This window comes from Gordonia sp. GONU (assembly GCF_024733855.1).
Lineage (GTDB): Bacteria > Actinomycetota > Actinomycetes > Mycobacteriales > Mycobacteriaceae > Gordonia > Gordonia amicalis.
In genome coordinates this window covers 90,912-111,808 of sequence record NZ_JANRHB010000005.1, presented here as the reverse complement: position 1 = coordinate 111,808, position 20,897 = coordinate 90,912, and the positions used below count along the sequence as shown (strand labels likewise).

The 20,897-nt window shown below is 68.1% G+C and carries 18 protein-coding genes; 5 read left to right on the top strand and 13 right to left on the bottom strand.

What is annotated here, in order from left to right; genetic code table 11:
* Nucleotides 1–57: 57 nt before the first annotated feature.
* The 5 genes from cydC to NWF34_RS07085 form a co-directional block, all read right to left on the bottom strand.
* Nucleotides 58–1,779, bottom strand: coding sequence for a thiol reductant ABC exporter subunit CydC (gene cydC, locus NWF34_RS07105; RefSeq protein ID WP_258324509.1), 1,722 nt, complete (start codon nucleotides 1,777–1,779; stop codon nucleotides 58–60).
* Nucleotides 1,761–3,482, bottom strand: a complete 1,722-nt coding sequence (gene cydD, locus NWF34_RS07100) for a thiol reductant ABC exporter subunit CydD (protein ID WP_159404459.1) — start codon at nucleotides 3,480–3,482, stop codon at nucleotides 1,761–1,763. The genes cydC and cydD overlap by 19 nt, the downstream gene beginning before the upstream one ends.
* Nucleotides 3,479–4,561 carry a cytochrome d ubiquinol oxidase subunit II gene (gene cydB / locus NWF34_RS07095; RefSeq protein ID WP_024500081.1) on the bottom strand — a complete coding sequence of 361 codons (1,083 nt, stop codon included), beginning with the start codon at nucleotides 4,559–4,561 and terminating at the stop codon, nucleotides 3,479–3,481. Before cydB ends, cydD begins: the two co-directional genes overlap by 4 nt.
* Before the next feature lie 26 nt (nucleotides 4,562–4,587).
* On the bottom strand, nucleotides 4,588–6,168 hold the full coding sequence (locus tag NWF34_RS07090; protein ID WP_024500082.1) for a cytochrome ubiquinol oxidase subunit I: 1,581 nt from the start codon (nucleotides 6,166–6,168) through the stop codon (nucleotides 4,588–4,590).
* 207 nt (nucleotides 6,169–6,375) lie between these two features.
* Complete coding sequence (locus NWF34_RS07085; RefSeq protein WP_159404460.1) at nucleotides 6,376–7,245, bottom strand: aminodeoxychorismate lyase; 870 nt, start codon at nucleotides 7,243–7,245, stop codon at nucleotides 6,376–6,378.
* Nucleotides 7,246–7,319: 74 nt separating this feature from the next.
* Here NWF34_RS07085 and NWF34_RS07080 point away from each other — a divergent pair, with 74 nt between their 5' ends.
* The 3 genes from NWF34_RS07080 to NWF34_RS07070 all read left to right on the top strand — a co-directional run bounded on the left by NWF34_RS07080 (nucleotide 7,320) and on the right by NWF34_RS07070 (nucleotide 9,452).
* On the top strand, nucleotides 7,320–8,498 hold the full coding sequence (locus tag NWF34_RS07080) for a folate-binding protein YgfZ (RefSeq protein ID WP_258324508.1): 1,179 nt from the start codon (nucleotides 7,320–7,322) through the stop codon (nucleotides 8,496–8,498).
* A 5-nt stretch (nucleotides 8,499–8,503) separates the two neighbouring features.
* Nucleotides 8,504–9,181 carry an MOSC domain-containing protein gene (locus NWF34_RS07075; RefSeq protein ID WP_258324507.1) on the top strand — a complete coding sequence of 226 codons (678 nt, stop codon included), beginning with the start codon at nucleotides 8,504–8,506 and terminating at the stop codon, nucleotides 9,179–9,181.
* A gap of 94 nt (nucleotides 9,182–9,275) precedes the next feature.
* Nucleotides 9,276–9,452 carry a DUF3073 domain-containing protein gene (locus NWF34_RS07070; protein ID WP_006435696.1) on the top strand — a complete coding sequence of 59 codons (177 nt, stop codon included), beginning with the start codon at nucleotides 9,276–9,278 and terminating at the stop codon, nucleotides 9,450–9,452.
* 340 nt (nucleotides 9,453–9,792) lie between these two features.
* Here NWF34_RS07070 and purM read toward each other — a convergent pair whose 3' ends face one another.
* The 3 genes from purM to NWF34_RS07055 all read right to left on the bottom strand — a co-directional run bounded on the left by purM (nucleotide 9,793) and on the right by NWF34_RS07055 (nucleotide 13,177).
* Nucleotides 9,793–10,905 (bottom strand): phosphoribosylformylglycinamidine cyclo-ligase, encoded by a 1,113-nt coding sequence (gene purM, locus NWF34_RS07065; protein WP_024500086.1) that lies wholly within the window; start codon nucleotides 10,903–10,905, stop codon nucleotides 9,793–9,795.
* An 83-nt stretch (nucleotides 10,906–10,988) separates the two neighbouring features.
* Nucleotides 10,989–12,596 carry an amidophosphoribosyltransferase gene (gene purF / locus NWF34_RS07060; RefSeq protein ID WP_159404464.1) on the bottom strand — a complete coding sequence of 536 codons (1,608 nt, stop codon included), beginning with the start codon at nucleotides 12,594–12,596 and terminating at the stop codon, nucleotides 10,989–10,991.
* Nucleotides 12,597–12,757: 161 nt separating this feature from the next.
* The gene (locus tag NWF34_RS07055; RefSeq protein ID WP_258324506.1) at nucleotides 12,758–13,177 is read right to left on the bottom strand and encodes a sterol carrier family protein; all 420 of its coding nucleotides are present in this window, start codon (nucleotides 13,175–13,177) and stop codon (nucleotides 12,758–12,760) included.
* Nucleotides 13,178–13,223: 46 nt separating this feature from the next.
* On the opposite strand from NWF34_RS07055, the gene NWF34_RS07050 reads away from it, so the two are divergent.
* A complete protein-coding gene (locus NWF34_RS07050; protein ID WP_024500089.1) occupies nucleotides 13,224–14,732 on the top strand; it encodes a glutamate--cysteine ligase in 1,509 nt (502 codons plus the stop codon).
* A gap of 9 nt (nucleotides 14,733–14,741) precedes the next feature.
* Here the strand turns inward: NWF34_RS07050 and NWF34_RS07045 are convergent, their stop codons facing one another.
* Nucleotides 14,742–15,818 (bottom strand): diacylglycerol kinase, encoded by a 1,077-nt coding sequence (locus NWF34_RS07045; protein ID WP_159404465.1) that lies wholly within the window; start codon nucleotides 15,816–15,818, stop codon nucleotides 14,742–14,744.
* Nucleotides 15,819–15,840: 22 nt separating this feature from the next.
* Entirely contained in the window at nucleotides 15,841–16,476 is a 636-nt protein-coding gene (locus NWF34_RS07040) for a hypothetical protein (protein WP_258324505.1), read from the bottom strand.
* A 35-nt stretch (nucleotides 16,477–16,511) separates the two neighbouring features.
* Between NWF34_RS07040 and NWF34_RS07035 the strand changes: the two genes are divergently transcribed.
* Nucleotides 16,512–17,459, top strand: coding sequence for a glycerophosphodiester phosphodiesterase family protein (locus NWF34_RS07035; RefSeq protein WP_258324504.1), 948 nt, complete (start codon nucleotides 16,512–16,514; stop codon nucleotides 17,457–17,459).
* On the opposite strand, the gene NWF34_RS07030 is transcribed toward NWF34_RS07035, so the two are convergent.
* From NWF34_RS07030 to purL, 3 genes are all read right to left on the bottom strand, one after another.
* Nucleotides 17,448–17,864: a DUF2752 domain-containing protein gene (locus tag NWF34_RS07030; RefSeq protein WP_024500093.1), complete on the bottom strand. Its 417-nt coding sequence runs from the start codon at nucleotides 17,862–17,864 to the stop codon at nucleotides 17,448–17,450. The genes NWF34_RS07035 and NWF34_RS07030 overlap by 12 nt on opposite strands.
* 28 nt (nucleotides 17,865–17,892) lie before the next feature.
* Nucleotides 17,893–18,261, bottom strand: a complete 369-nt coding sequence (locus tag NWF34_RS07025; protein ID WP_006435705.1) for a CD225/dispanin family protein — start codon at nucleotides 18,259–18,261, stop codon at nucleotides 17,893–17,895.
* 146 nt (nucleotides 18,262–18,407) lie between these two features.
* Entirely contained in the window at nucleotides 18,408–20,702 is a 2,295-nt protein-coding gene (purL, locus tag NWF34_RS07020) for a phosphoribosylformylglycinamidine synthase subunit PurL (RefSeq protein WP_024500094.1), read from the bottom strand.
* Between the last annotated feature and the right edge of the window lie 195 nt (nucleotides 20,703–20,897).

Below are 20,897 nucleotides of genomic sequence, written 5' to 3'. Positions count from 1 at the left end.
GCGAACTCGACCGCCAGACCTCGATCGAAGTCTGCAAGCCGAGATGAGGTTCGTCGGTCAGGAGTCGCGTGCCAGGGCGGGTGCCAGCTCCACGACCTGCGCGTCGCCCGCGTCCGCGGGCAGCTGATGCGTGACGACCACGACGATCCGGTCAGGTCCGAAGAGATCGTCGTCGACACCGAGAAGGCGCCGGAGCAAGCCGGTGGCGTCGTCGGCCGAGAGGTGTTCGGTCGGTTCGTCGAGCAGGACCATCGGAGCCGGGTGGAGCAGCGCGCGAGCCAGCAGCAGGCGCCGGCGCTCGCCGCCGCTGACAGCTTCCGCCCCGCCGGACAGTGTGGTGTCCAGACCGTCCGGAAGCCGCGCGACCCAACCGTCGAGCCCGACCGTCGTCAACGCGTCGAGAATCTCTTCGTCGGTGGCGTCACCCCGCGCAACCCGCAGGTTCTCGCGGACCGACGTCGAGAAGATGTGCGCCTCCTCCGCGAAATAGCAGCCGGCCGAACGAAGCCCGACCGGCGAACGGCTCGACACGTCGACACAGGAGACGTTCCCGTCCACCGGGTTGAGCAGGCCCCCGAGGGTGAGCAGCAACGTGGATTTCCCTACGCCGCTGGGCCCGACCACGGCCAGCCGCGACCCCGGTCGCAGATCGAGGTCGAGGCCGCCCGCGGGTCCGAGAACGTTCCGTTGCGCGCGCCCCCATCGCAGTCCGTCGGCAGATACCTCGACCATCCCGCGGTGTACGGCCACGTCCGCCCCGGAGGGTTCGGACCCCGTCGGATCGGCATGGGCGCCGTCGACGAGCGCCATGACCCGCGCCGCGCTCTGGCGACTGCGTTCGATCTGGAGTCCGGCCTCGGTCAGCGGCGCGGTCGACTCGAAGGCCGACAGCGGCAGGAGGACCAGGACGCCGAGGATCATCGGTGTGAGCCCCTCACCGGACGCCACGTCCGCGAGCGAACCGGTTGTCTGCGAGGCCAACTGGATGGCGATCACACATGCCGCCACCAACGACGCTCCCATTGCGAGCGGGGTCGCCGCAGCGGCCGCCGCCTCCAGTCGTCGACCCCGGTCGGTGGCGGCGAGATGCTGGTGGTCGGCGTCGACGGCGGTGGCGAGCAACGCACCGCGACGACGCGCGACGACGAGTTCTGATGCGTGCCACAGCGTCGTCGTCGTGGCCTCCGCCGACTCCGTGGCAGCGCGCGAGCCGTCCCGGAGCGCGGAGGCAGCACCGCGCGCCGCGAGCCACGGGGCGACACCGCCGCTGATGACGAGAGCGACCGCGAGCACCCCCGCGGCGGGCAGCGACACCAAGGCCATCACGACGACCGCGGCCACCGCCGTCGTCACGCCCACACCGATGGGGATCAGACCGCGGATGATGGCATTGCCGATCTCGTCGATGTCATCGCCGGTGCGGGTCAACAGATCTCCGCGCCGGAGCGTGACCGAGTAGGCCGGTGAACCGGTCGCGAGGGCGGTGTACACCCGTTCGCGGGCGGTCGTCATCGCGCGTAGGGCGAGGTCGTGGGTGGCGAGACGTTCGAGGTAGCGGAACAGACCGCGAGAGATGCCCAGTGCGCGAACAGCGGTGATCGCGACCGACAGGAACAGCACCGGCGGCATCTGCCAGGCACGGGTGATCAGCCACGCCGACAGGGCCGCGAGTCCGAGTGCGGACAGCGAACCGCCGACGCCGAGCAGCAGGGCCTTGGTGACCGCACCTCGGCGCAGCCCGAGGAATCCCAGCGCCCGGATCAGTGGGTCGTCGCGCATGGCACCCCTCCGTCGAATTCGACCACCTGGTCGGCGAACTCACGTGCGACGCCGCGATGGGCCACCACGATGACCGTGTCCCCGGCGCGTGCACGCTCGCGCAGCACGCCGAGCACCGCGCGTTCGGAATCCTTGTCGAGGTGGGCGGTCGGCTCGTCTAGCAGCAGCAGCGGGGCCGGCGACGCCAGGACGCGGGTGAGGGCGAGACGCTGTCGCTGTCCGGCGGAGAGGCCGACGCCGCCCGCACCGAGCCGGGTGTCGAGCCGTTTCGGCAGTTCGAGCACCACGGAGTCGAATCCGCTTGCCACGGCCGCTCGTTCGGCGGCGTCGCGGTCCAGCGCCCCGAAGAGTTCCACGTTCTCGCCGACCGTGCCCGGCACGATGACCGGTTGCTGGGGCAGCCAGGCGATCTGCTCGTGCAGGATCTCGGGATCGGCATCGGCGACCGGGATGGACCCGATGAGCACCGACCCGTCGTCGGGTGTCAGCAGACCCATGATCGCGGCCAGCGTGGTCGATTTGCCCGAGCCGTTCGGGCCGGTGAACAGGGTGAGCGAGCCGGGCTGGATCGTCGCCCGCAGGGACTCCGGCGCCCAGCCGTCGCGACCGTGCACCCCGAGGTCGAGGATCGTGATCGGCGCGCCCGCGACCGTGACGCCCCGGCCACCGGTGACCGGCATCGTCGCCGACCCCTTGGGCGAATCGATCAGCTCCAAGACCTCACCCGCAGCGGTCAGACCGTCGGTGGAGTTGTGGAACTGTGCGCCGACGCGACGCAGTGGAAGATAGGCCTCCGGCGCCAGAATCAGCGCGAAAACGCCTGCGTAGAGGGACATCTCGCCGAACACCAGACGCAGGCCGATGCCCACCGCGACCAAGGCCACGCACAGCGTCGCGAGCAGTTCGAGAACCGCGCCGGACAGGAAGGCCACCCGTAGCGAGCTCATCGTGGAACGCCGGTGCGCCTCGCCGAGTTCGGCGACCTGGGCGGCCGGGGCCTCGGCGCGGTTCAACGCCCGCAGCGTAGGCAGACCCGCGATGAGATCGAGCAACTGCGCCGTCAGCCTGCTCATCGTCGCCAGCTTGCGGCTGGTGCGATCCCTGGTCATCAGGCCCACCAGGATCATGAAGATCGGGATGAGTGGCAAGGTGATCAGGATGATCAGCGCCGAGGGCCAGTCGGCGAAGGCGATCACCACGGTCACCGTGGGGGTGAGGATCACCGCGGTCACGAGCGCGGGCAGATAGCCGGAGAGGTACGGCCCGAGCGCGTCGAGTCCCCGCAACAACACGGTGGCCGCCTGCTCGCGCAGGGTCAGCAGCGTTCGCGGCGAGGTACGACGCGGATCGGTGAGCACGTCCAGCGCCTCGGCGCGCAGTTCCGCGATCGCCTGTTCGGCCGCGCGGTGCGCGTACCGGTCGTGCCCGTAGGCCATTCCGGCACGCGCCGCCATGGCCGCGATCAGTAGCGCCAGATGCGCCCATTGCGCATCGAACGACCGCAGATCCGGGAGGACGATCAGCTCCGACAGGATCGAGGCCGCCATCGCCGCCGCGACGATGATCGCGATGACCTCGGCGATTGCGAACACCGCCGTGACCAGGACGTAGCGCTGCGTGGTCGGCGAGTACCGCAGCAGGCGCGGATCGACGGGCGGCCGGGCCCGCCGCCGCGTGTCCGCCGACGGTTCCTGCGGCGTCACTCGCCGAAGGCGCGCAGGGATCGCAACCCCGCCGGCTTGGGCATGATCTCCACGGACAGACGCTTGCGGAACACCCAGTAGGTCCAGGCCTGGTACGCGATCACGACAGGTGTGACCAGAGCCGCGGCCCAGGTCATGACGACGAGGGTGTAGTGACTCGACGACGTGTTGTCGATGGTCAGGTCATATGCCGGGTTGAGCGTCGACGGCAGCACCTCGGGGTAGAGCGACCCGAACAGGGCCGCCACGGTGCCCACGATGGCGATCGAGGTGGCGGCAAACGCCAGGCCCTCCTTGCGCACCTGCGTGGCACCCACCATCACCAGGGCGGCGACCGCCGCGATCAGCACCGGAATCCAGGTCCACGCACTGCCGTAGGCGAACTGTGTCCACAGCAGGAACGCCCCCGCGACGACCAGCGTCGGGATCGACAACCGCGACGCGTAACGCATCGAGTCCTCGCGGAGCGCGCCGTCGGTCTTCAACGACAGGAAGACGGCGCCGTGCGTCAGAAAGGCCAGCAGCGTGGTCAGGCCGCCCAGCAGGGCGTACGGGTTGAACAAATCGAAGAATCCACCCGTGTACTGCGCGTCGGCGTCGATCGGCAGACCGCGGACGACATTGGCGAAGGCGATGCCCCACACGATGGCCGGGATCCAGGAGCCGAGTCCGATCCCGACGTCGCACCACATCCGCCATCTCGGGTTGTCGATCTTGCCGCGCCACTCGATGGCGCAGACGCGCGTGATGAGGCCGATCAGGATCAGGAACAACGCGAAATAGAAGGCGGAGAACATGGTGGCGTACCAACCGCCGAACGCGGCGAACAACGCTCCGCCGGCGGTGATCAGCCACACCTCGTTGCCGTCCCAGACGGGGCCGATCGTGTTGAGCAGCACCCGCCGACGGGTGTCGGGATCGGCGGCCGGTTCATCGGGCGCCACCCGCGCATCGCCGCCGGTGTGGCTGCGGCCCAGGAAGGGCATCAGCATGCCGACGCCGTAGTCGAACCCCTCGAGGACGAAGTAGCCCACGAACAGCACCGCGATGATCAGGAACCAGAACTCCGGAAGTCCCACTGGTCTCTCCTATGGTTACGTGGCCGTCAGTACGCGAACGAGAGCTGTTTGGGCTCATCGCTGTCCGCGTCTGGGTCGGAATATCCCGGCGGCCTGGAGTCGTAGGTCGCCGGCCCCTCGATGACGTATCGCCGCTGGAGCATGAACCACACGACACCCAGCGCGCCGTAGAGCAGGGTGAAGCCGATCAGCGTCACCCACACCGTCGCCGACGTGTGGTTCGAAACACCGTTCTGGACGAGCATGTTGATCCGCAGCGGGTCGAGGTCGTTCTCCCAGTTGGGTGCGACGACCCACGGCTGACGTCCCATCTCGGTGAAGATCCAGCCGGAACTGTTGGCCAGGAACGGTGTCGGGATCATCCACAGCGCGAGAGTGCCGAACTTGCGGGATTCCACGACTCGCTTGCGACGCGTGAGCCACAGCCCCCCGAGCGCCACCACGACCGACCCGAGAGCCCAGGTGATCATCGCCCGGAAACTCCAGTAGGTGACGAACAGGTTCGGGGCGAAGTTCTGTCCTGCGGGCACACCCGGTTGTCCCGCGAGCGCCTCGGTGTACTGCTGTTGCAGCTCCTCGACGCCCTTCAGGGTGCTGTCGAAACTGTGATCGGCCAGGAACGACAGCATCCTCGGAATCTCGATGACGTGATCGATGTTGTCGCAGTTGTTCTGTCGTCCGATGGCCAGCACGGAGAACCCGGCACCGGTCTGGGTCTCACACAGTGATTCCGCTGCAGCCATTTTCATCGGCTGCTGGTTGAACATGATCTGCGACTGGATGTCGCCGGTGATGAACAGACCGACGCCGGAGACCATCACGACCCAGAGAGCCAACCGGGTGACCGGCCGCCAGAAGCGGCGGGCGTCGAGTTCGAGATCCTCGGGCGTGGCGTCGATGTGACTCGGCGAGGTCGTCTTGGGCATCTCCGAGGTGTCACCGGTCTCGATGGCCTCACGAAGTTTCTTTGCGCGCCACATGTTCCGGGCCATCCACCAGCAACCGATGGCGGCGACGAAGGTGCCTGCGGTGAGGAAAGCACCGGCGATCACGTGCGGGAACGCCGCCAGCGTCGTGCTGTTCGTGATCACCGCCCAGAAGTCGTTCATCCTCGGCCGGTCCCGCGTCTCGTCCCACACGACGCCCACCGGGTGTTGCATGAACGAGTTCGCCGCGATGATGAAGTACGCCGAGGCGATGACTCCCGCCGAGGCCAGCCAGATGCACGCCAGGTGGACCCTACGCGGCAACCGGTCCCAGCCGAAGATCCAGAGTCCGATGAAGGTGGACTCGAGGAAGAACGCGACGAGCCCCTCCATCGCGAGCGGGGCGCCGAAGACGTCCGCGACGAATCGGCTGTACTCGCTCCAGTTCATGCCGAACTGGAACTCCTGCACGATGCCGGTCGCGACGCCCAACGCGAAGTTGATCAGGAAGAGCTTGCCGAAGAACTTCGTCGCGCGAAGCCACTGTTCGTTACCGGTGACATGCCACACCGTCTGCATCACCGCGATCATCGGCGCGAGGCCGATGGTCAGCGGCACCAGGATGAAGTGGTAGACGGTCGTGATACCGAATTGCCATCTGGAGACGTCCAGAGCGTCCATATCTGCCTCGAATCAGGTCACCGGCTCAGCCGGCAGGTGCCGAAGTCTCCTACTACTTCCGGTAGTAGGCACTGAACGCGACGTTACGCCTGGTCATCGGCCACTTTCAAGCGCCAAAGGTCCCATCGTGCCGCCGCTCCTGGTGCATTCGCTCTCACCCGGGACCCGGTGTGACCCGGACCCGGGATCAGATATGAGTGACCGGGATCAATTGTCTTCCACGGCAATGGCGCGGTCCACCAAACCGGAGAATCTGTCCGCGTCGGTCGGCACCGGCATCACGTACCGGTTGAGGTGGGTGACCCGGGCCGCGAGGGTCACACTGCTGACGAGCCAGACCGAGTCGGCCGCCACGAGATCCTCCGGACGCAGGATCTCGATCTTCGTCTTCCAGCCCTCCGCGTCCGCGAGGTCGAAGACCGCGCGAGCGGTCGTCGAGGCGAGGATGCCGATCTCCGTCGGCGGGGTCACCAGCGTGTCCCCGTACACCGCAACCACGGTCGACCGCGGGCCCTCGAGAATCGCTCCCTCGCTGCTGACGAAGATGACGTCGTCGTAACCCTCGGAGGCCGCGTGACGCAGGGCGGCCATGTTGGTGGCATAGCTCAGGGTCTTCGCACCGAGCAGCTGCCACGGCGCCTTGGCGGCCAGGTCGATGGAGAAACCACGCTCGAGGGTGATCACCGAGACACCGTCGGCCCGCGCGGAAGCGACACGTTCGGGCACCGCTTCCACGGTCAGGTAGGCCGTCGGGGCATATCCGTGTTCACGCCCGCGGGTGTAGACCAGCCGCACCAGGGCCTCGTCCGACGTCCCGTGCTCCTCGCTCCACAGCTCGGCCGCCCTGTCGATGGCGCCGCGCCACTGGTCGAGATCGGGCGCCGGTAGCTCCATCGCCGTCGCGCTGTGGGCGAGACGTTCGAGGTGCAGGCGGACACCACGCGGCCGGCCGGCGCGGATGAGCAGGGTCTCGAAGACGCCGTCGCCGCGGACCACCGCGAGGTCGTCGGCATGGAGAAAAGGTGCTTCGGCATCGTGTTGGGTGCCGTCGAGAGTGAGCAGGATCGAATCCGACATGGGTATGAGGCTCCCACGAGGGCCCGCACCCTGCTCGACACCCCTGGCGCCCAGCAGACCCGTAGAATCGACCCGTGAGCCGTTCACCCATCCTGACCAGGCATTCCGAGGGCGGGGCGGTCCCCGGCCCCGGCGAGTTCCACTCGTCGGAGACCCCGTGGCACTTCGGTGATCCACTCGGCGAGCAGCGAACCGCCGCCACCGGGGTCATCATCGTCGACCGCTCCGACCGTTCGGTCATCGAGATCCCGGGCGACGAACGCCTGAGCTGGTTGCACACCATCTCGAGCCAGCACATCGCCACACTCCCCGACCGCCGGAGCGCGGAGAACCTCTCCCTCGACGCGAACGGCCGTGTGGAGGAGCACTTCGTCCTGACCGACATCGACGGCGTCACCTGGATCGACACCGAGGGCGCACGGGGCGAGGCGCTGATCGCCTTCCTCACCAAGATGGTGTTCTGGGCCAAAGCCGAGCCGGCCGCACGAGCCGACATGAAGGTCCTCACCCTCGTCGGTCCCGGCGCGGTGACCGGACCGGTCGCCGAGCTCCTCGAGATCGACGCCGACGCGGAGATCTACCAGGCGGACAGTCTGCCCGAGACGCATCACGAGGACGAGCCGCTGGGTTTCTGGCGACGCATGCCGCCGCTCGGCGAGCACCGCGATCTGCCCGTGGTCGACCTCGTCGTACCCGAATTCGTCCTGCTCCGCTGGTGGGACGCACTGACCGAGGCGGGCGCCCGGATGGCCGGCAGCTGGGCATACGAGGCGCTGCGCGTCGCCGCCCGTCGCCCCCGCCTCGGCGCCGACACCGACGAACGGACGATCCCGCACGAGGTCGACTGGATCGGCGGACCGGCCGAACAGGGCGCCGTCCACCTCGACAAGGGGTGCTACCGCGGCCAGGAGACGGTCGCCCGTGTCCACAATCTCGGCAAGTCCCCGCGCCGCCTGGTGCTGCTGCACCTCGACGGCAGCTCGGATCGGCGCCCGACGACCGGCGACCCGGTCACCGCGGGCGGCCGGACCGTCGGACGTCTGGGCACCGTCATCGACCATTACGAGTGGGGTCCCATCGCGCTCGCGCTCGTCAAGCGCAACGTCGGCGCCGACACCGAGCTCATGATCGGGGCCGAGGAACCGGTCAGTGCGCGTATCGACCCCGACTCCATCCGCGAGGACGAACACGTCCAGGCCGGCCGCGCCGCCGTCGAGCGATTGCGCAGCGGCGCCACCGGCCCCGGCCTCTGAGGCGCGTGGGCACCGGTACCGTTCTGGCCGTCTGCGCGGCCGGCCAGGACGTCGTCCTCGACGGCATCGGCCCGTCCGCCATCGACAAGCGTCCGCTGACCGGCCGCGCCGAAGTGCACGAGTTGGGGCTCGCCGCCGACCACCAGCGCAACCGCAAGTACCACGGTGGCGTCGACCAGGCGGTCTACGCATACGCCGAACGCGACGCACGACGCTGGGCCGGCGAACTCGGACGTGACCTTGCTTACGGCTGGTTCGGCGAGAACCTCCGCGTCGATGGGATCGACGTCACCGACGCCTTCGTCGGCGAGCGGTGGCAGGTGGGTGAGGACGGTCTCGTCCTCGAGACCACCATTCCGCGCGTCCCGTGCCGCACCTTCGCGGTGTGGGCGGGCGAGCCCAGGTGGGTCAAGCGGTTCATGGAACAGGCCGATTTCGGCGCCTACCTGCGGGTTCTGCAGCCGGGAACGGTGGCTGCCGGCGATTCGGTGACCGTCATCCACCGTCCGGACCACGGCGTGCGTGTCCGGCATCTCCTCGCCGACGGCGATCCCGAGGCGATCCGCGGGCTCCTCGAGCACGACGATCTGCCGGCCAAGGTGCGACGTGAGGCATTACGCGTCGTGACCAGGACGGACAGACGCCGCGGCGTGGCGAGGCAGGGCGAGGCACACAAATCCTAGAGGCGCGCTAGACTGGTCAGCACGACAGAATTTCTTCAAGAGAACGGGGCCGCCAAATCGTTGGCCGCCCCGTCATTTTGCGAGGGGGTCCCGAATGGGCCGCGGCCGGGCAAAGGCAAAGCAGACGAAGGTTGCTCGTCAGCTGAAGTACTCCACTCCGAACACCGATCTCGAAAGCCTGCAGCGCGAGCTGTCCGGGCAGACCAGCTCGGTAGATCGTCCGGATCCGGTGGATGAGTGGGTGGACGAGGACGAGTGGCGACGCGCCTGAGGCGCGCCACTCGTGGATGCCGTCCTCATCAGCGGCACCCGACCCCACCCCACGCACGACCTCTCCGCTCAGCGGACCCGCGGTAACGCGGGTTGATGATTTCGTACGTATCAGACGGCCGCATGTGAACTGCGGCCGTCTGGTGCGTGCGGGGTCGTTCTGGAGCCAGATAGCGGTGCTCGCCGCGGTGACAACCGACGATGCGCATCGTTGCTGTGTGCTGCCCTCGGCATGGGGGTGATGACGCGCCGACACACCACGACAAACCAGAAGCGGCGGGACCCGGAAGGTCCCGCCGCTTTGGCGTTGTCGTGCGAGAGATGTTGGGAGTCCGCGACTCTCAGAAGCGCGGGTGCTCGCCGACCAGGGAGACGCGCGCGCCGGCCTCGGTGTTCTTGGGTTCGCTGGAACGCTTGATCGTGCCCAGCACCCAGTTGTCCACGTGCCGCGCCGTCAGAACCGCCTGGGCGCGATCGGTGTCCTCCGGGGCGACGACCGCGACCATGCCGACACCCATGTTGAAGGTGCGCTCCATCTCGAGCTGCTCGACGCGTCCGCGTTGCGCGATGAGAGCGAAGATCGGGGCAGGGGTCCACGTGTTGCGCTCCAGCTCGGCCACGAGACCCTGAGGGATGACGCGCGCCAGATTCTCCGCGAGTCCACCGCCGGTGATGTGCGCGAAGGTGCGCACGTCGGCCTCGGCGATCAGCGCCAGGCAGTCGCGGGCGTAGATCCGGGTCGGCTCGAGCAGTTCCTCGCCGAGCGAGCGACCGAATTCCTCGACGTGGCCGAACAGATCCATGTGACCCCACTCGAGCAACACCTTGCGGGCGAGGGAGTATCCGTTGGAATGCAGGCCCGACGACCCCATGGCGATGACGACGTCACCGGCCCGGACGCTGTCCGGCGTGAGGACCTTGTCGGCTTCCACGACACCGACCGCGGTGGCCGAGAGGTCGTAGTGGTTGTCCTGCATGAGCCCGGGATGCTCGGCCGTCTCGCCGCCGAGCAGCGCGCATCCCGCCTCCACGCAGCCGTCGGCGATGCCGGCGACGATCTCCGCGACGGTCTCCGGGACGACTTTGCCCACGGCGATGTAGTCCTGGAGGAACAGCGGTTCGGCACCGCAGACGACGAGGTCGTCGACACACATGGCGACGAGGTCACGTCCGACGGTGTCGTGCTTGTCGATGGCCTGCGCGACCGCGAGTTTGGTGCCCACCCCGTCGCTGGCGGCGGCGAGGACCGGTTCGCGATAGTTGCCCTTCAGCGCGAACAGGCCGGAGAATCCGCCGAGTCCGCCGAGGACCTCGGGGCGCGAAGCCCGCTTGGCGTGCGGAGTGATGAGCTCAACAGCCCGCTCACCGGCGTCGATGTCGACTCCGGCCGCCGCGTACGAGGCCTGCGGAGTACCGCCGGTCTTCTCGTCGGCAGCCGCATCCCGCTCCGTCATCTCCGCAAGCACCCCTTGGTCAAAAGTCGTTCTCGGCGTGTTCGCCGACGATCACACGGTACCGGAGTGCCCGGCCCCCGAATTCAGGGACGCATCACTGCGCTGACGTTGTCGTTGGGCTTGGTCAACGGGTCGACCGTTCCGTCGTGGGCAGCGGAGGCAAGCATCTGCTCGAGGACCGCCTTGCCCATGGAGGTCTCCTCGGGCAGTTCGATCGGGTAGTTGCCGTCGAAGCAGGCCGCGCAGAGCGCCGAGGCGGGCTGCTCGGTCGCGCCGATCATCTCGTCGATGCTGATGTAGCCGAGCGAGTCGGCGCCGATGGCCTGGCGCACTCCCTCGACCATGCCCTCCTCGGACTCCATGCCGTTGGCGATGAGTTCGGCCGGGGAGGCGAAGTCGATGCCGTAGAAGCACGGCCAGCGCACCGGGCTGGAGGCGATCCGCACGTGCACCTCGGCGGCACCTGCTTCGCGCAGCATCCGGATGAGGGCGCGCTGGGTGTTGCCGCGCACGATCGAGTCGTCGACGACGACGAGGCGTTTGCCGCGGATGACCTCACGCAGCGGATTGAGCTTGAGGCGGATGCCGAGCTGACGGATGGTCTGCGACGGCTGGATGAAGGTGCGGCCCACGTAGGCGTTCTTCATCAGGCCCTGCCCGTAGGGGATGCCGGAGCCCTGGGCGAAGCCGACGGCCGCGGGCACACCCGACTCCGGCACCGGGATCACCAGGTCGCCCTCGGCGGGATGTTCCTTCGCCAGCCGGCGGCCGATTTCCACGCGAGTGGAGTGCACCGAACGCCCGTGGATGTTCGAATCCGGGCGGGCCAGGTAGACGTACTCGAAGACGCAGCCGCGGGGTGTCGGCTCGGCGAACCGCTTGGTCCGGACACCGTCGGCGTCGATGGCCAGCAGCTCACCGGGCTCGATATCGCGGACGAACGAGGCGCCGACGATGTCGAGGGCGGCGGTCTCCGAGGCGACCACCCAGCCCCGGTCGAGGCGGCCCAGCGAGAGCGGCCGCACGCCGTGCGGGTCACGCGCCGCGTAGAGGGTGTGCTCGTCCATGAAGGTCAGGCAGAACGCGCCCTTGAGGGTGGGCAGCAGTTCCATCGCGGCCTGCTCGATCGAGCTGTCGGCGGCACCGTGCGCCAGGAGGGCGCCCACGACATCGGAGTCCGATGTCGCCGCAGAGCTCTTGATGCCCTTCTCCCGGGCGCGGGCGGCCAGGTCGGCGGTGTTGACGAGGTTGCCGTTGTGCCCCAGCGCGACGCCGGTCCCGGCATCGGTGGTGCGGAAGATCGGTTGCGAGTTCTCCCAGGTGGTGGAGCCCGTGGTGGAGTACCGACAGTGTCCGATGGCGACGTGGCCGCTCATCGCACCGAGTGTCTGTTCGTCGAACACCTGGCTGACGAGCCCCAGGTCTTTGAAGACGACGACCTGGCTGCCGTCGCCGACCGCGATACCCGCGGCTTCCTGTCCGCGATGCTGCAGCGCGTAGAGGCCGTAGTAGGTGAGTTTGGCGACATCCTCGCCGGGCGCCCAGACACCGAAGACGCCACATTCCTCGCGTGGCTCGTTCTCGGGCTGGTCCGACGGAGCCGGGCTGGGCGCGCAAGCACCAGACGCAGCGCATCCGCCCGCCGGGGTGGGAGCGAGCAGGTTCACGTTGGCGATCGGATGATCAGTCATCGACTAGCTCCCCTGGGCTGCGAATCGGACTACACGTCAATGGGCTGGGAGACAACTCGGAGTTTACGTGCCGGTTGCCTCGCAGGGCGAATCTTGCAGCGGTGTGGGAACGGGCGTAATTCCACGTCGGGGTCCGGGAGTGACCGATCACACTCGCCCGATCAGTCCTCTCGCCGGCCATCGGGTCCGAGCGGGATCAGGGGTAACAGCTCGGCTATCAGCTCGGCGCGGTGTCCCGAGGCGTCGACCCGACCGGCGGCCAGTGCCGCGTCGTAGGTCAGCAGCCCGGTCACCATCAGCAGCCAGGTGCGCGGCGAGGTCTCCACGACGTTGGGTGGTGTCCCTCTCGTGTGCCGCGGTCCCTCGATGCACTGCACCGCCACGAACGGCGGGACCCGGACCTCGACCGAGTTGCCCGGGGCGAGATGTTCGAGCGTGCGGGCGGTGAGGCGGACGGCAGCGGCGAGGGCGGGCCGCGCCGGTGCGGGTGACGCCTCGTCGGCGAGCCAGTCCGCCACCGCGAGAACTGCGGCACGGACCTCGGCCGGGTCGGATCTCTTACGCGGGGGCACGCCAGTCATCTTGCAACAAGGTTCACGACGCCCGGATTGGGGCAGTATGTGACGCATGGGCGCGGAAGTGACCAAACAGGAGTTCACCGGCGAGGATCGCGTGAGGTTCCGCCGTCAGGTCAGTCGGGGGACCGACGCGATCGCGCGGATGCTGGCCGAGGGGTTGTTCACCGACCAGGGGCGCCCACCCAAACCCCTCCTCGGCATGGAGGTCGAACTCAATCTCATCGACGAGCAGATGCGTCCGGCCATGGCGAACGCCACCGTCCTCGAGGCGATCGCCGACCCCGACTATCAGACCGAACTCGGACAGTTCAACATCGAGATCAACGTCTCGCCCCGACCTTTCACCATCGATGACACGATCTCGCTGGAGCAGGCGTTGCGGACGTCGCTCAACCGCGCGGAGGAACGCGCCGCCCGCACGAACAACCACCTCGTCATGATCGGGATGCTCCCGACCCTGAAGTCCGAACACTTCGCCCACCACTGGATCTCGGCCAACCCCCGCTACGACCTGCTCAACGAGCAGATCTTCAACGCGCGCGGCGAGGACATCGAGATCGACATCAGCGGCGTACCGCTGGGCGACGGCCATCACACCGAGCGTCTGCACACCTCCACCGATTCGATCCTGCCCGAGGCCGCGTGCACCTCACTGCAGCTGCATCTGCGGGTGGCCCCGGAGGATTTCGCCGCACACTGGAACGCCGCCCAGGCGATCGCCGGGGTGCAGGTTGCGCTGGCCGGCAACTCCCCTTTTCTCGCCGAGACCGCACTGTGGCACGAGAGCCGCATCCCGGTCTTCGAACAGGCCACCGACACCCGGCCGCTGGAGCTGAAGAACCAGGGGGTCCGGCCACGCGTGTGGTTCGGCGAACGCTGGATCAACACCATCTTCGATCTCTTCGAGGAGAACACCCGGTACTTCCCCGCGCTGCTGCCCGTGTCGACCGACGTCGACCCGCTCGCCGAGCTCGACGCGGGTCGCATCCCCACTCTCGACGAGCTGCGGCTGCACAACGGCACCGTGTACCGCTGGAACCGGCCGGTCTACGACATCCACGAGGGGCAGGCGCATCTGCGCGTCGAGAACCGGGTGCTGCCCGCCGGGCCCACGGTCGTCGACACCATGGCCAACGCCGCCTTCTACTACGGGGTCGTGCGGGGGCTCGTGGAGTCCGACCGTCCCCTGTGGTCACAGATGTCGTTCAACGCGGCCGCGGAGAACCTGCAGTCTGGCGCCCGTTTCGGGATGGAGGCGCAACTCTATTGGCCCGATGTGGGCTGGGTGCGCCCGGACGAACTCGTGCTCCGTCGCCTGCTGACCCTCGCCGAGAAGGGCCTCCGCGCGTACGGCGTCTCCGACAAGGCGCGCAAGAGGTACCTGTCGGTGATCGAGGGACGGTGTGTCACCCGCCGGACCGGGTCGGTGTGGCAGCGCGAGGCCGTCGCCGCCCGGGAGAAAGCCGGCGAGAGCCGGGCGGAGGCACTGACCGGCATGCTGTCCGACTATGTGACGCTCATGCACGAGGGCGAACCCGTTCACACGTGGGAGGTGTGACAGCGCAACCTATTCGGCGACCAGACCCCGTCCGGTGATGAGCGGCAGATCCAGCGCGGTCACCAACCCCGGTTTCGCATCGACCACGGCGGCAACCGAATTCACCAGCCGCATGGCCGTGACGATCATCCCCGACACGTTGTGGTCGCCGTTCTCACCGTGATGACCGAACTCGACGGTCATCTCCGGTTCGCCGGAGATGGCGATCCGGTAGCAGCCGTCGCCCTCGTGCGGGGTCGGCCAATCGGGGCACTGGTCCGCATGTGTGCGCGTGTAGTGCTCCAGCACAACACGATCCACGCCATTGACCTGCCCGGCGACCTCGAACCGCAACGCCGCCATCGTGCCCTTCGGAATCTCCACCGACACCGTCGAGTAGTCGCGGTCCGCCTCGACCCGCTCGACCCGTTCGACGAGCGGCTCGTCGAGGGTGAGGTCGAGTCCGGCCGCGATCTGCCGCACCACACTGCCCCATCCCATCGACAGGATTCCGGGTGACAGCAACAGCGGCGTGGTGTCCATGGGCTGCCCGAATCCGAAGAGGTCCCGCATGACGACCGGCTGGTAGTACGTCGAGTAGTCGGCGATCTCCTGGCACCGCACCTCGTCGATGCGCTGCGAGAGGCTCGTCATCGACAGCGGCAGCACATCATTGGCGAAACCGGGATCGATACCGTTGACGTGAAGACTGGCACCGCCGGACGCGCCGGCCGCGGCGATCCGCTCCAGCAACCCGTCCGGCAGGATGCCCTGTGGGAACTGCAGCACCACCGGTCCGCTCGACACCACGTTGATCCCGCTCTCCACGAAGAAGATCAGGTCCTCGATCGACTCCATCACGCGGTCGTCGGTCATCGCGGTGTGCACGATGCAGTCGGGCCTCAGGGCGATCAGCGCGTCCCGGTCGTCGGTCGCGGCGACGCCGAGGTCGCGTCCGAGGTCCGCCAGTTCGCCGGCGTCCTTTCCGACCTTCTCCGGATTCGAGACCCACACCCCGACCAGTTCGAGGTCGGGATGGGCGTCGATCCCGGCGATCGCATGTCTTCCGACGGTTCCGGTCGACCACTCGACCACGCGCAGAGCCATGCCCCTCAAACTAGAACACGTTTCAAGTCCGCAAGGCGCGTTCGGTGAGAACGGGTCGTGATCGCCACCAGAGGCCGGTGACCACCGCGACGGTCGCGGCCATGCAGACACCGGCCAGGACGAAGGCGGCCGCCATCACCACGGCGGGGGTGGACTCGTCGATGAACGGGCCGGGCAGGAAGGTGAAGACCAGCCCCACCGTCCAGGCGGCCGCATTCACCGGTATCCACTTCCATGCGCCGGGAAGCCGGTTCCGCAGGACGACGTACTGCGCCGAGGGGATGCTGGTCAGCAGTACCGCGGCGCCCGCACCGAACAGGAACCAGGTGAGGGGATTCCCGAAGTCGATGTCCACTCCCAGATCGACGAGACTCGACGGCGCCATCCCCAACGACCACGCGAGCATCGCGCCGACCGCGGTCGCCGGGACCCATCGCGCCGACGGGACCTGCCACGACGTACCGCGAAGGGCGACCGCCTGACCGAATCCGAGAAGCGCGCCCTCGCCGGCCCCACAGGCGACCATGAGCAACCAGACCCATCCGGGCGAGAGCCCGGCGGTGCCGGAGATCGCGAACCCGGCCACCGGGATGAGGAAACCGGTCGACTCGGCCGCCGTCACAACACCGACCCACCGGGGCATGGAGAACGCCGCCACCTGCCAGACCCTACCGAGACTAGGCTCGGAAGACGATGTCCCAGATCAGCACACCACCTGCGTCCGATCCCTCCTCGGCACCCCTGTACATCGACTTCGACGGGCACCGGACCATGCTCAAGTGGCACCGTGGGCGTCGGCGCGCCGACGATCCGGCCTTCACCGCCGCCCGCATCGTCGAGGGCATGCGGCACGGCGCGAGCATCGAGGTGGACCTGGTCATCCACGCCGACCGGGGCTTCGCGATCCTCCACGACCGCGTCGTCGACCACGCCACCACCGGCACCGGGGTCATCTCGGCACTGCCCGCCGCCTACCTTCGCGGACTGTCCTTGCGCGACAACCAGGGAAAGGCGCTCCGGGAGCCGGTCCTGCTGCTCGAGGACCTGACCGAACTGCTCTCGACGGTCGACATCGCACCGATGTCGATCCTCCAGCTCGACTTCAAAGAAGACGACGCCGCGCTCGATCGACGGGCGGTGGACACCTTCGCGCAGAGCGTCGAGCCGTTGGCGTCGCACTTCATCCTGTCGTGCGGCGATGCGGCCGCCGTGGCCCGCCTGACGTCGGCCGCCCCCGGAATCCGCGTCGGCTACGACCCCTGCCACCACGGTGCCGCCGACGCCACGATCCGGTCCGGGGAATTCGACGGCTTCGTCGCGCGTGCCCTGTCCGCATCACCGGACGCCGAGATGATCTACCTCGAGAACCGGCTGATCCTCGCCGCGGACCGGCGCGGCCACGACCTCGTCGGCGCATTCCATCGACACGACCGGCTCGTCGACGGCTACACCGTCACCCGCATCGGACCGCGCGCCGTCCCGGAGATCAAGCGGCTCTTGGAGCTACGGGTCGACCAGATCACCACCGACGACCCGGAGGGCCTCGCCGCACTCGATCTCGACGCCACCCCGGCGGGCACCGGGTCGCGGCTGATCCGCTGGCTCCGACGCACCGGATCAGCCGGCCGGTCAGACGTGTAGGGACCAGAATGGTTCCACCGGAATGTTCCGGACGACGAACCAGATGAGCACCACGACGAGCACGACGACGGCGGAATAGCGCATGTTCTGCCAGCTGCGAATCCTTCGTCCCGTCCAGAGCCGCAGACAATACGCACCAAAGGCGAAGAGCAGCAATCCGATCGCGGCCACCCCGGCCGCGTTGTAGTGCAGGGCCGCGGACAGGTCGCCGTGCAGGAGCGAGTAGAGCGCACGCTGCGAGCCGCAACCCGGACAGGTCACGTTGAACATCAGCTTCGTCGGACACATCGGTAGTACCCCGCCGGGTGTGGTGGGGTCGCCCAACAGTACTGCGCCACAGCAGATCCCGGTCGCGGCGACAACTGTCGCCGGACCGAGGACCCGATGATTCGAGAGGGCCGACACCCGTGAGAGAACTGCCCTCTCGAACCGCTCAGTACGTGGACGTGGTCGCTGCTGTGCCGAAGAGGACGACAAAGAAGAGGACATAGGCCACGACGATCAGGATCGAACCGACGACACCGGCGATCGCACCCCACATCGCCCACTTCTTGGCATCATCGGCGGCTTTCTGGGCACCTGCGAAATCTCCTGCAGCCCACAGTTTGCTGACCGACGTGGACTTGACGATCGCCACGATGCCCAACGGCAGGCAGCACAGGACCGTGGTCAGGATCGCCCACACGAGGTTGTTGTCCGGCTCGGGTCCGGGCGGCGGGCCACCCACGTATGCGCCGTACGGCTGTCCGTAACCACCCTGGCCGTAGTTCGGCGGCTGGTTCGGATCATAGGGATAGCTCATCTGCGCCCTTTCGACTCTCTCTGAGAACCCCAGGAGCGTAACCGACCCTCAGCCTGTTGGGCGGTTCCGGAAATCAGATTGCTTCCAACGATGTACACGCAACGTTCCCGCAGGCGAGAACGTTGCGTGTGACAACGATCGGGCTCCTACGCGGTGTCGCCGAAGAGGCGAGGCAACGTCGCCTCGCGCACCTCGCGCAGCTCGGTCAGCGGCACCGAGAAGTAGTCCTGGACCTCGACCTCGTCGCTGCCCTGGTCGACCACGCCGATGCGCGTCCACGGCATACCGCGGGCGTCGAGCATCGCGGCGAAGCGCGACTCCTCGGTACGCGGCACCGCGACCAGCACGCGTCCGGCGGATTCGGAGAACAGCCAGACGAAGGGGTCGGCATCCTCGGGCAGCAGGATTCGGCAACCGGTCTCGCCGGCGAGGGCCGCCTCGACGACGGTCTGGATGAGGCCGCCCTCGCTGAGATCATGTGCGGCCGAGATCAGTCCGTCGCGCGAGGCGGCGGTCAGGATCTCCGACAGCAGCCGTTCGCGTTCGAGGTCGACCTGCGGGGGCACACCACCGAGGTGGTCGTAGGCGACCTGCGCCCAGATGGAGCCGTCGAACTCGTCGCGCGTCTCGCCGAGCAGGATCAGCGTCTCCCCCGGTTCGGTGCCGAAGCCCGCCGGGATGCGGCGATGGACGTCGTCGATCACACCGAGGACACCGATCACCGGCGTCGGGAGGATCGCCGTCGCGCCGGTCTGGTTGTAGAAGCTCACGTTGCCGCCGGTGACCGGGATGCCCAGCTGTGCGCAGCCGTCGGCGAGTCCACGGACCGCCTGCTGGAACTGCCACATCACCGCCGGGTCCTCGGGCGAACCGAAGTTGAGGCAGTTGGTGACGGCCTTGGGGGTCGCGCCCGAGACGGCGACGTTGCGGTAGGCCTCTGCCAGCGCGAGCTGCGCACCTCGATACGGGTCGAGGAAGGTGTAGCGACCCGACGCGTCGGTCGCGAGAGCGATTCCGCGTCCGGTCTTCTCGTCGATGCGGATCATGCCGGAGTCGGCGTTCTCGGCCAGGACGGTGTTGCCGCGGACATAGCGGTCGTACTGGTCGGTGATGAACTTGCGGCTGCACAGCGCCGGGCTGGCGAGCATCTTCAGCAGCGTCTCGCGCAGCTGATCCGGCGTGTCCGGACGCTGCAGCGGCTCTGTGGTCGACGCGATCACGGTGTCCTGCCAGTCCGGACGTGCCACCGGGCGCTCGTAGACGGGGCCCTCGTGGGCGACGGTGCGCGGCGGCACGTCCACCACGGTCTCGCCGTGCCAGGTGATGACCAGATGGTCACCGTCGGTGACCTCACCGATCACGGTGGCCAGCACGTCCCACTTCTTGCACACGGCGAGGAAGGCGTCGACGTTCTCCGGGGCGACGACGGCGCACATGCGTTCCTGCGACTCACTGGAGAGCACCTCGGCCGGGGTCATGCCCTCGGCACGCACCGGCACCTGCTCCAGCTCGATGTGCATGCCGCCGTCCCCCGCTGCGGCGAGTTCGCTGGTGGCGCAGGACAATCCCGCGCCGCCGAGGTCCTGGATGCCCACCACGAGTCCGGCGTGGTAGAGCTCGAGGCAGCACTCGATGAGCACCTTCTCGGTGAACGGATCGCCCACCTGAACGCTCGGCAGCTTCTTACGGCTCGGACCGCCACCCTCGGCATCGTCGAAGGTCTCCGACGCGAGCACGGACACGCCGCCGATGCCGTCGAGTCCGGTGCGCGCACCGAACAGGATGATCTTGTTGCCGGTGCCCGATGCGAACGCCAGGTGCAGGTCCTCGGTTCGCAGCACGCCCGCGCACAGGGCGTTGACCAACGGGTTGCCCGCGTAGCTGGCGTCGAAGACGGTCTCGCCGCCGATGTTCGGCAGTCCGAGCGAGTTGCCGTAGCCGCCGACACCGCGCACCACGCCGTCGACGACGCGTCGGGTGTCGGGAGCGTCGGCCGGGCCGAAGCGCAGCTGATCCATGACCGCGATCGGCCGCGCGCCCATCGCCATGATGTCGCGGACGATGCCGCCCACACCGGTCGCCGCGCCCTGATAGGGCTCGACGTAGCTGGGGTGGTTGTGCGACTCGACCTTGAAGGTCACCGCCCACCCGTCGCCGATGTCGACCACGCCGGCGTTCTCACCGATACCGGCGAGCATGTTGGCCCGCATCTCCTCGGTGGTGGTCTCTCCGAAGTAGCGGAGATGGACCTTCGACGACTTGTAGCTGCAGTGCTCGGACCACATCACCGAGTACATGGCGAGCTCGGCGTCGGTGGGCCGACGGCCCAGGATCTCGCGGATTCGCGCGTACTCGTCGTCCTTGAGACCGAGTTCGCGGAACGGTTGCGGATGATCCGGGGTCGAGGAAGCGGCTGAGACGGTATCCACCTGGGCACTCACGCAGACAAGTCTAGGCGGGCCCGGGCCGTCGGAGGCGACGGGGCGCACCTCAGGCGTTCGGTGCGCCCTCCTCCCCTGGGAGATCTGTAGCCGGGACCGGCCCGGTCTCGGGATAGTCTGTTCACTCGAGCCGTGCAGGGCGCGGGACGTGCACGGGGGTGCAGGCACGCCGGCGACGCGCGGGGCACGACGTTG

Bases quoted from the DNA above. Each gene is read 5' to 3' on its own strand.
- NWF34_RS07025 (WP_006435705.1), bottom strand. From the start codon at position 18,261: ATGAGCTATCCCTATGATCCGAACCAGCCGCCGAACTACGGCCAGGGT.
- NWF34_RS07085 (WP_159404460.1), bottom strand. From the start codon at position 7,245: ATGTCGGATTCGATCCTGCTCACTCTCGACGGCACCCAACACGATGCC.
- purF (WP_159404464.1), bottom strand. From the start codon at position 12,596: ATGACTGATCATCCGATCGCCAACGTGAACCTGCTCGCTCCCACCCCG.
- NWF34_RS07045 (WP_159404465.1), bottom strand. From the start codon at position 15,818: ATGGCTCTGCGCGTGGTCGAGTGGTCGACCGGAACCGTCGGAAGACAT.
- cydC (WP_258324509.1), bottom strand. From the start codon at position 1,779: ATGCGCGACGACCCACTGATCCGGGCGCTGGGATTCCTCGGGCTGCGC.
- NWF34_RS07050 (WP_024500089.1), top strand. From the start codon at position 13,224: ATGGGCGCGGAAGTGACCAAACAGGAGTTCACCGGCGAGGATCGCGTG.
- NWF34_RS07055 (WP_258324506.1), bottom strand. From the start codon at position 13,177: ATGACTGGCGTGCCCCCGCGTAAGAGATCCGACCCGGCCGAGGTCCGT.
- purM (WP_024500086.1), bottom strand. From the start codon at position 10,905: ATGACGGAGCGGGATGCGGCTGCCGACGAGAAGACCGGCGGTACTCCG.
- NWF34_RS07090 (WP_024500082.1), bottom strand. From the start codon at position 6,168: ATGGACGCTCTGGACGTCTCCAGATGGCAATTCGGTATCACGACCGTC.
- NWF34_RS07035 (WP_258324504.1), top strand. From the start codon at position 16,512: ATGTCCCAGATCAGCACACCACCTGCGTCCGATCCCTCCTCGGCACCC.
- NWF34_RS07070 (WP_006435696.1), top strand. From the start codon at position 9,276: ATGGGCCGCGGCCGGGCAAAGGCAAAGCAGACGAAGGTTGCTCGTCAG.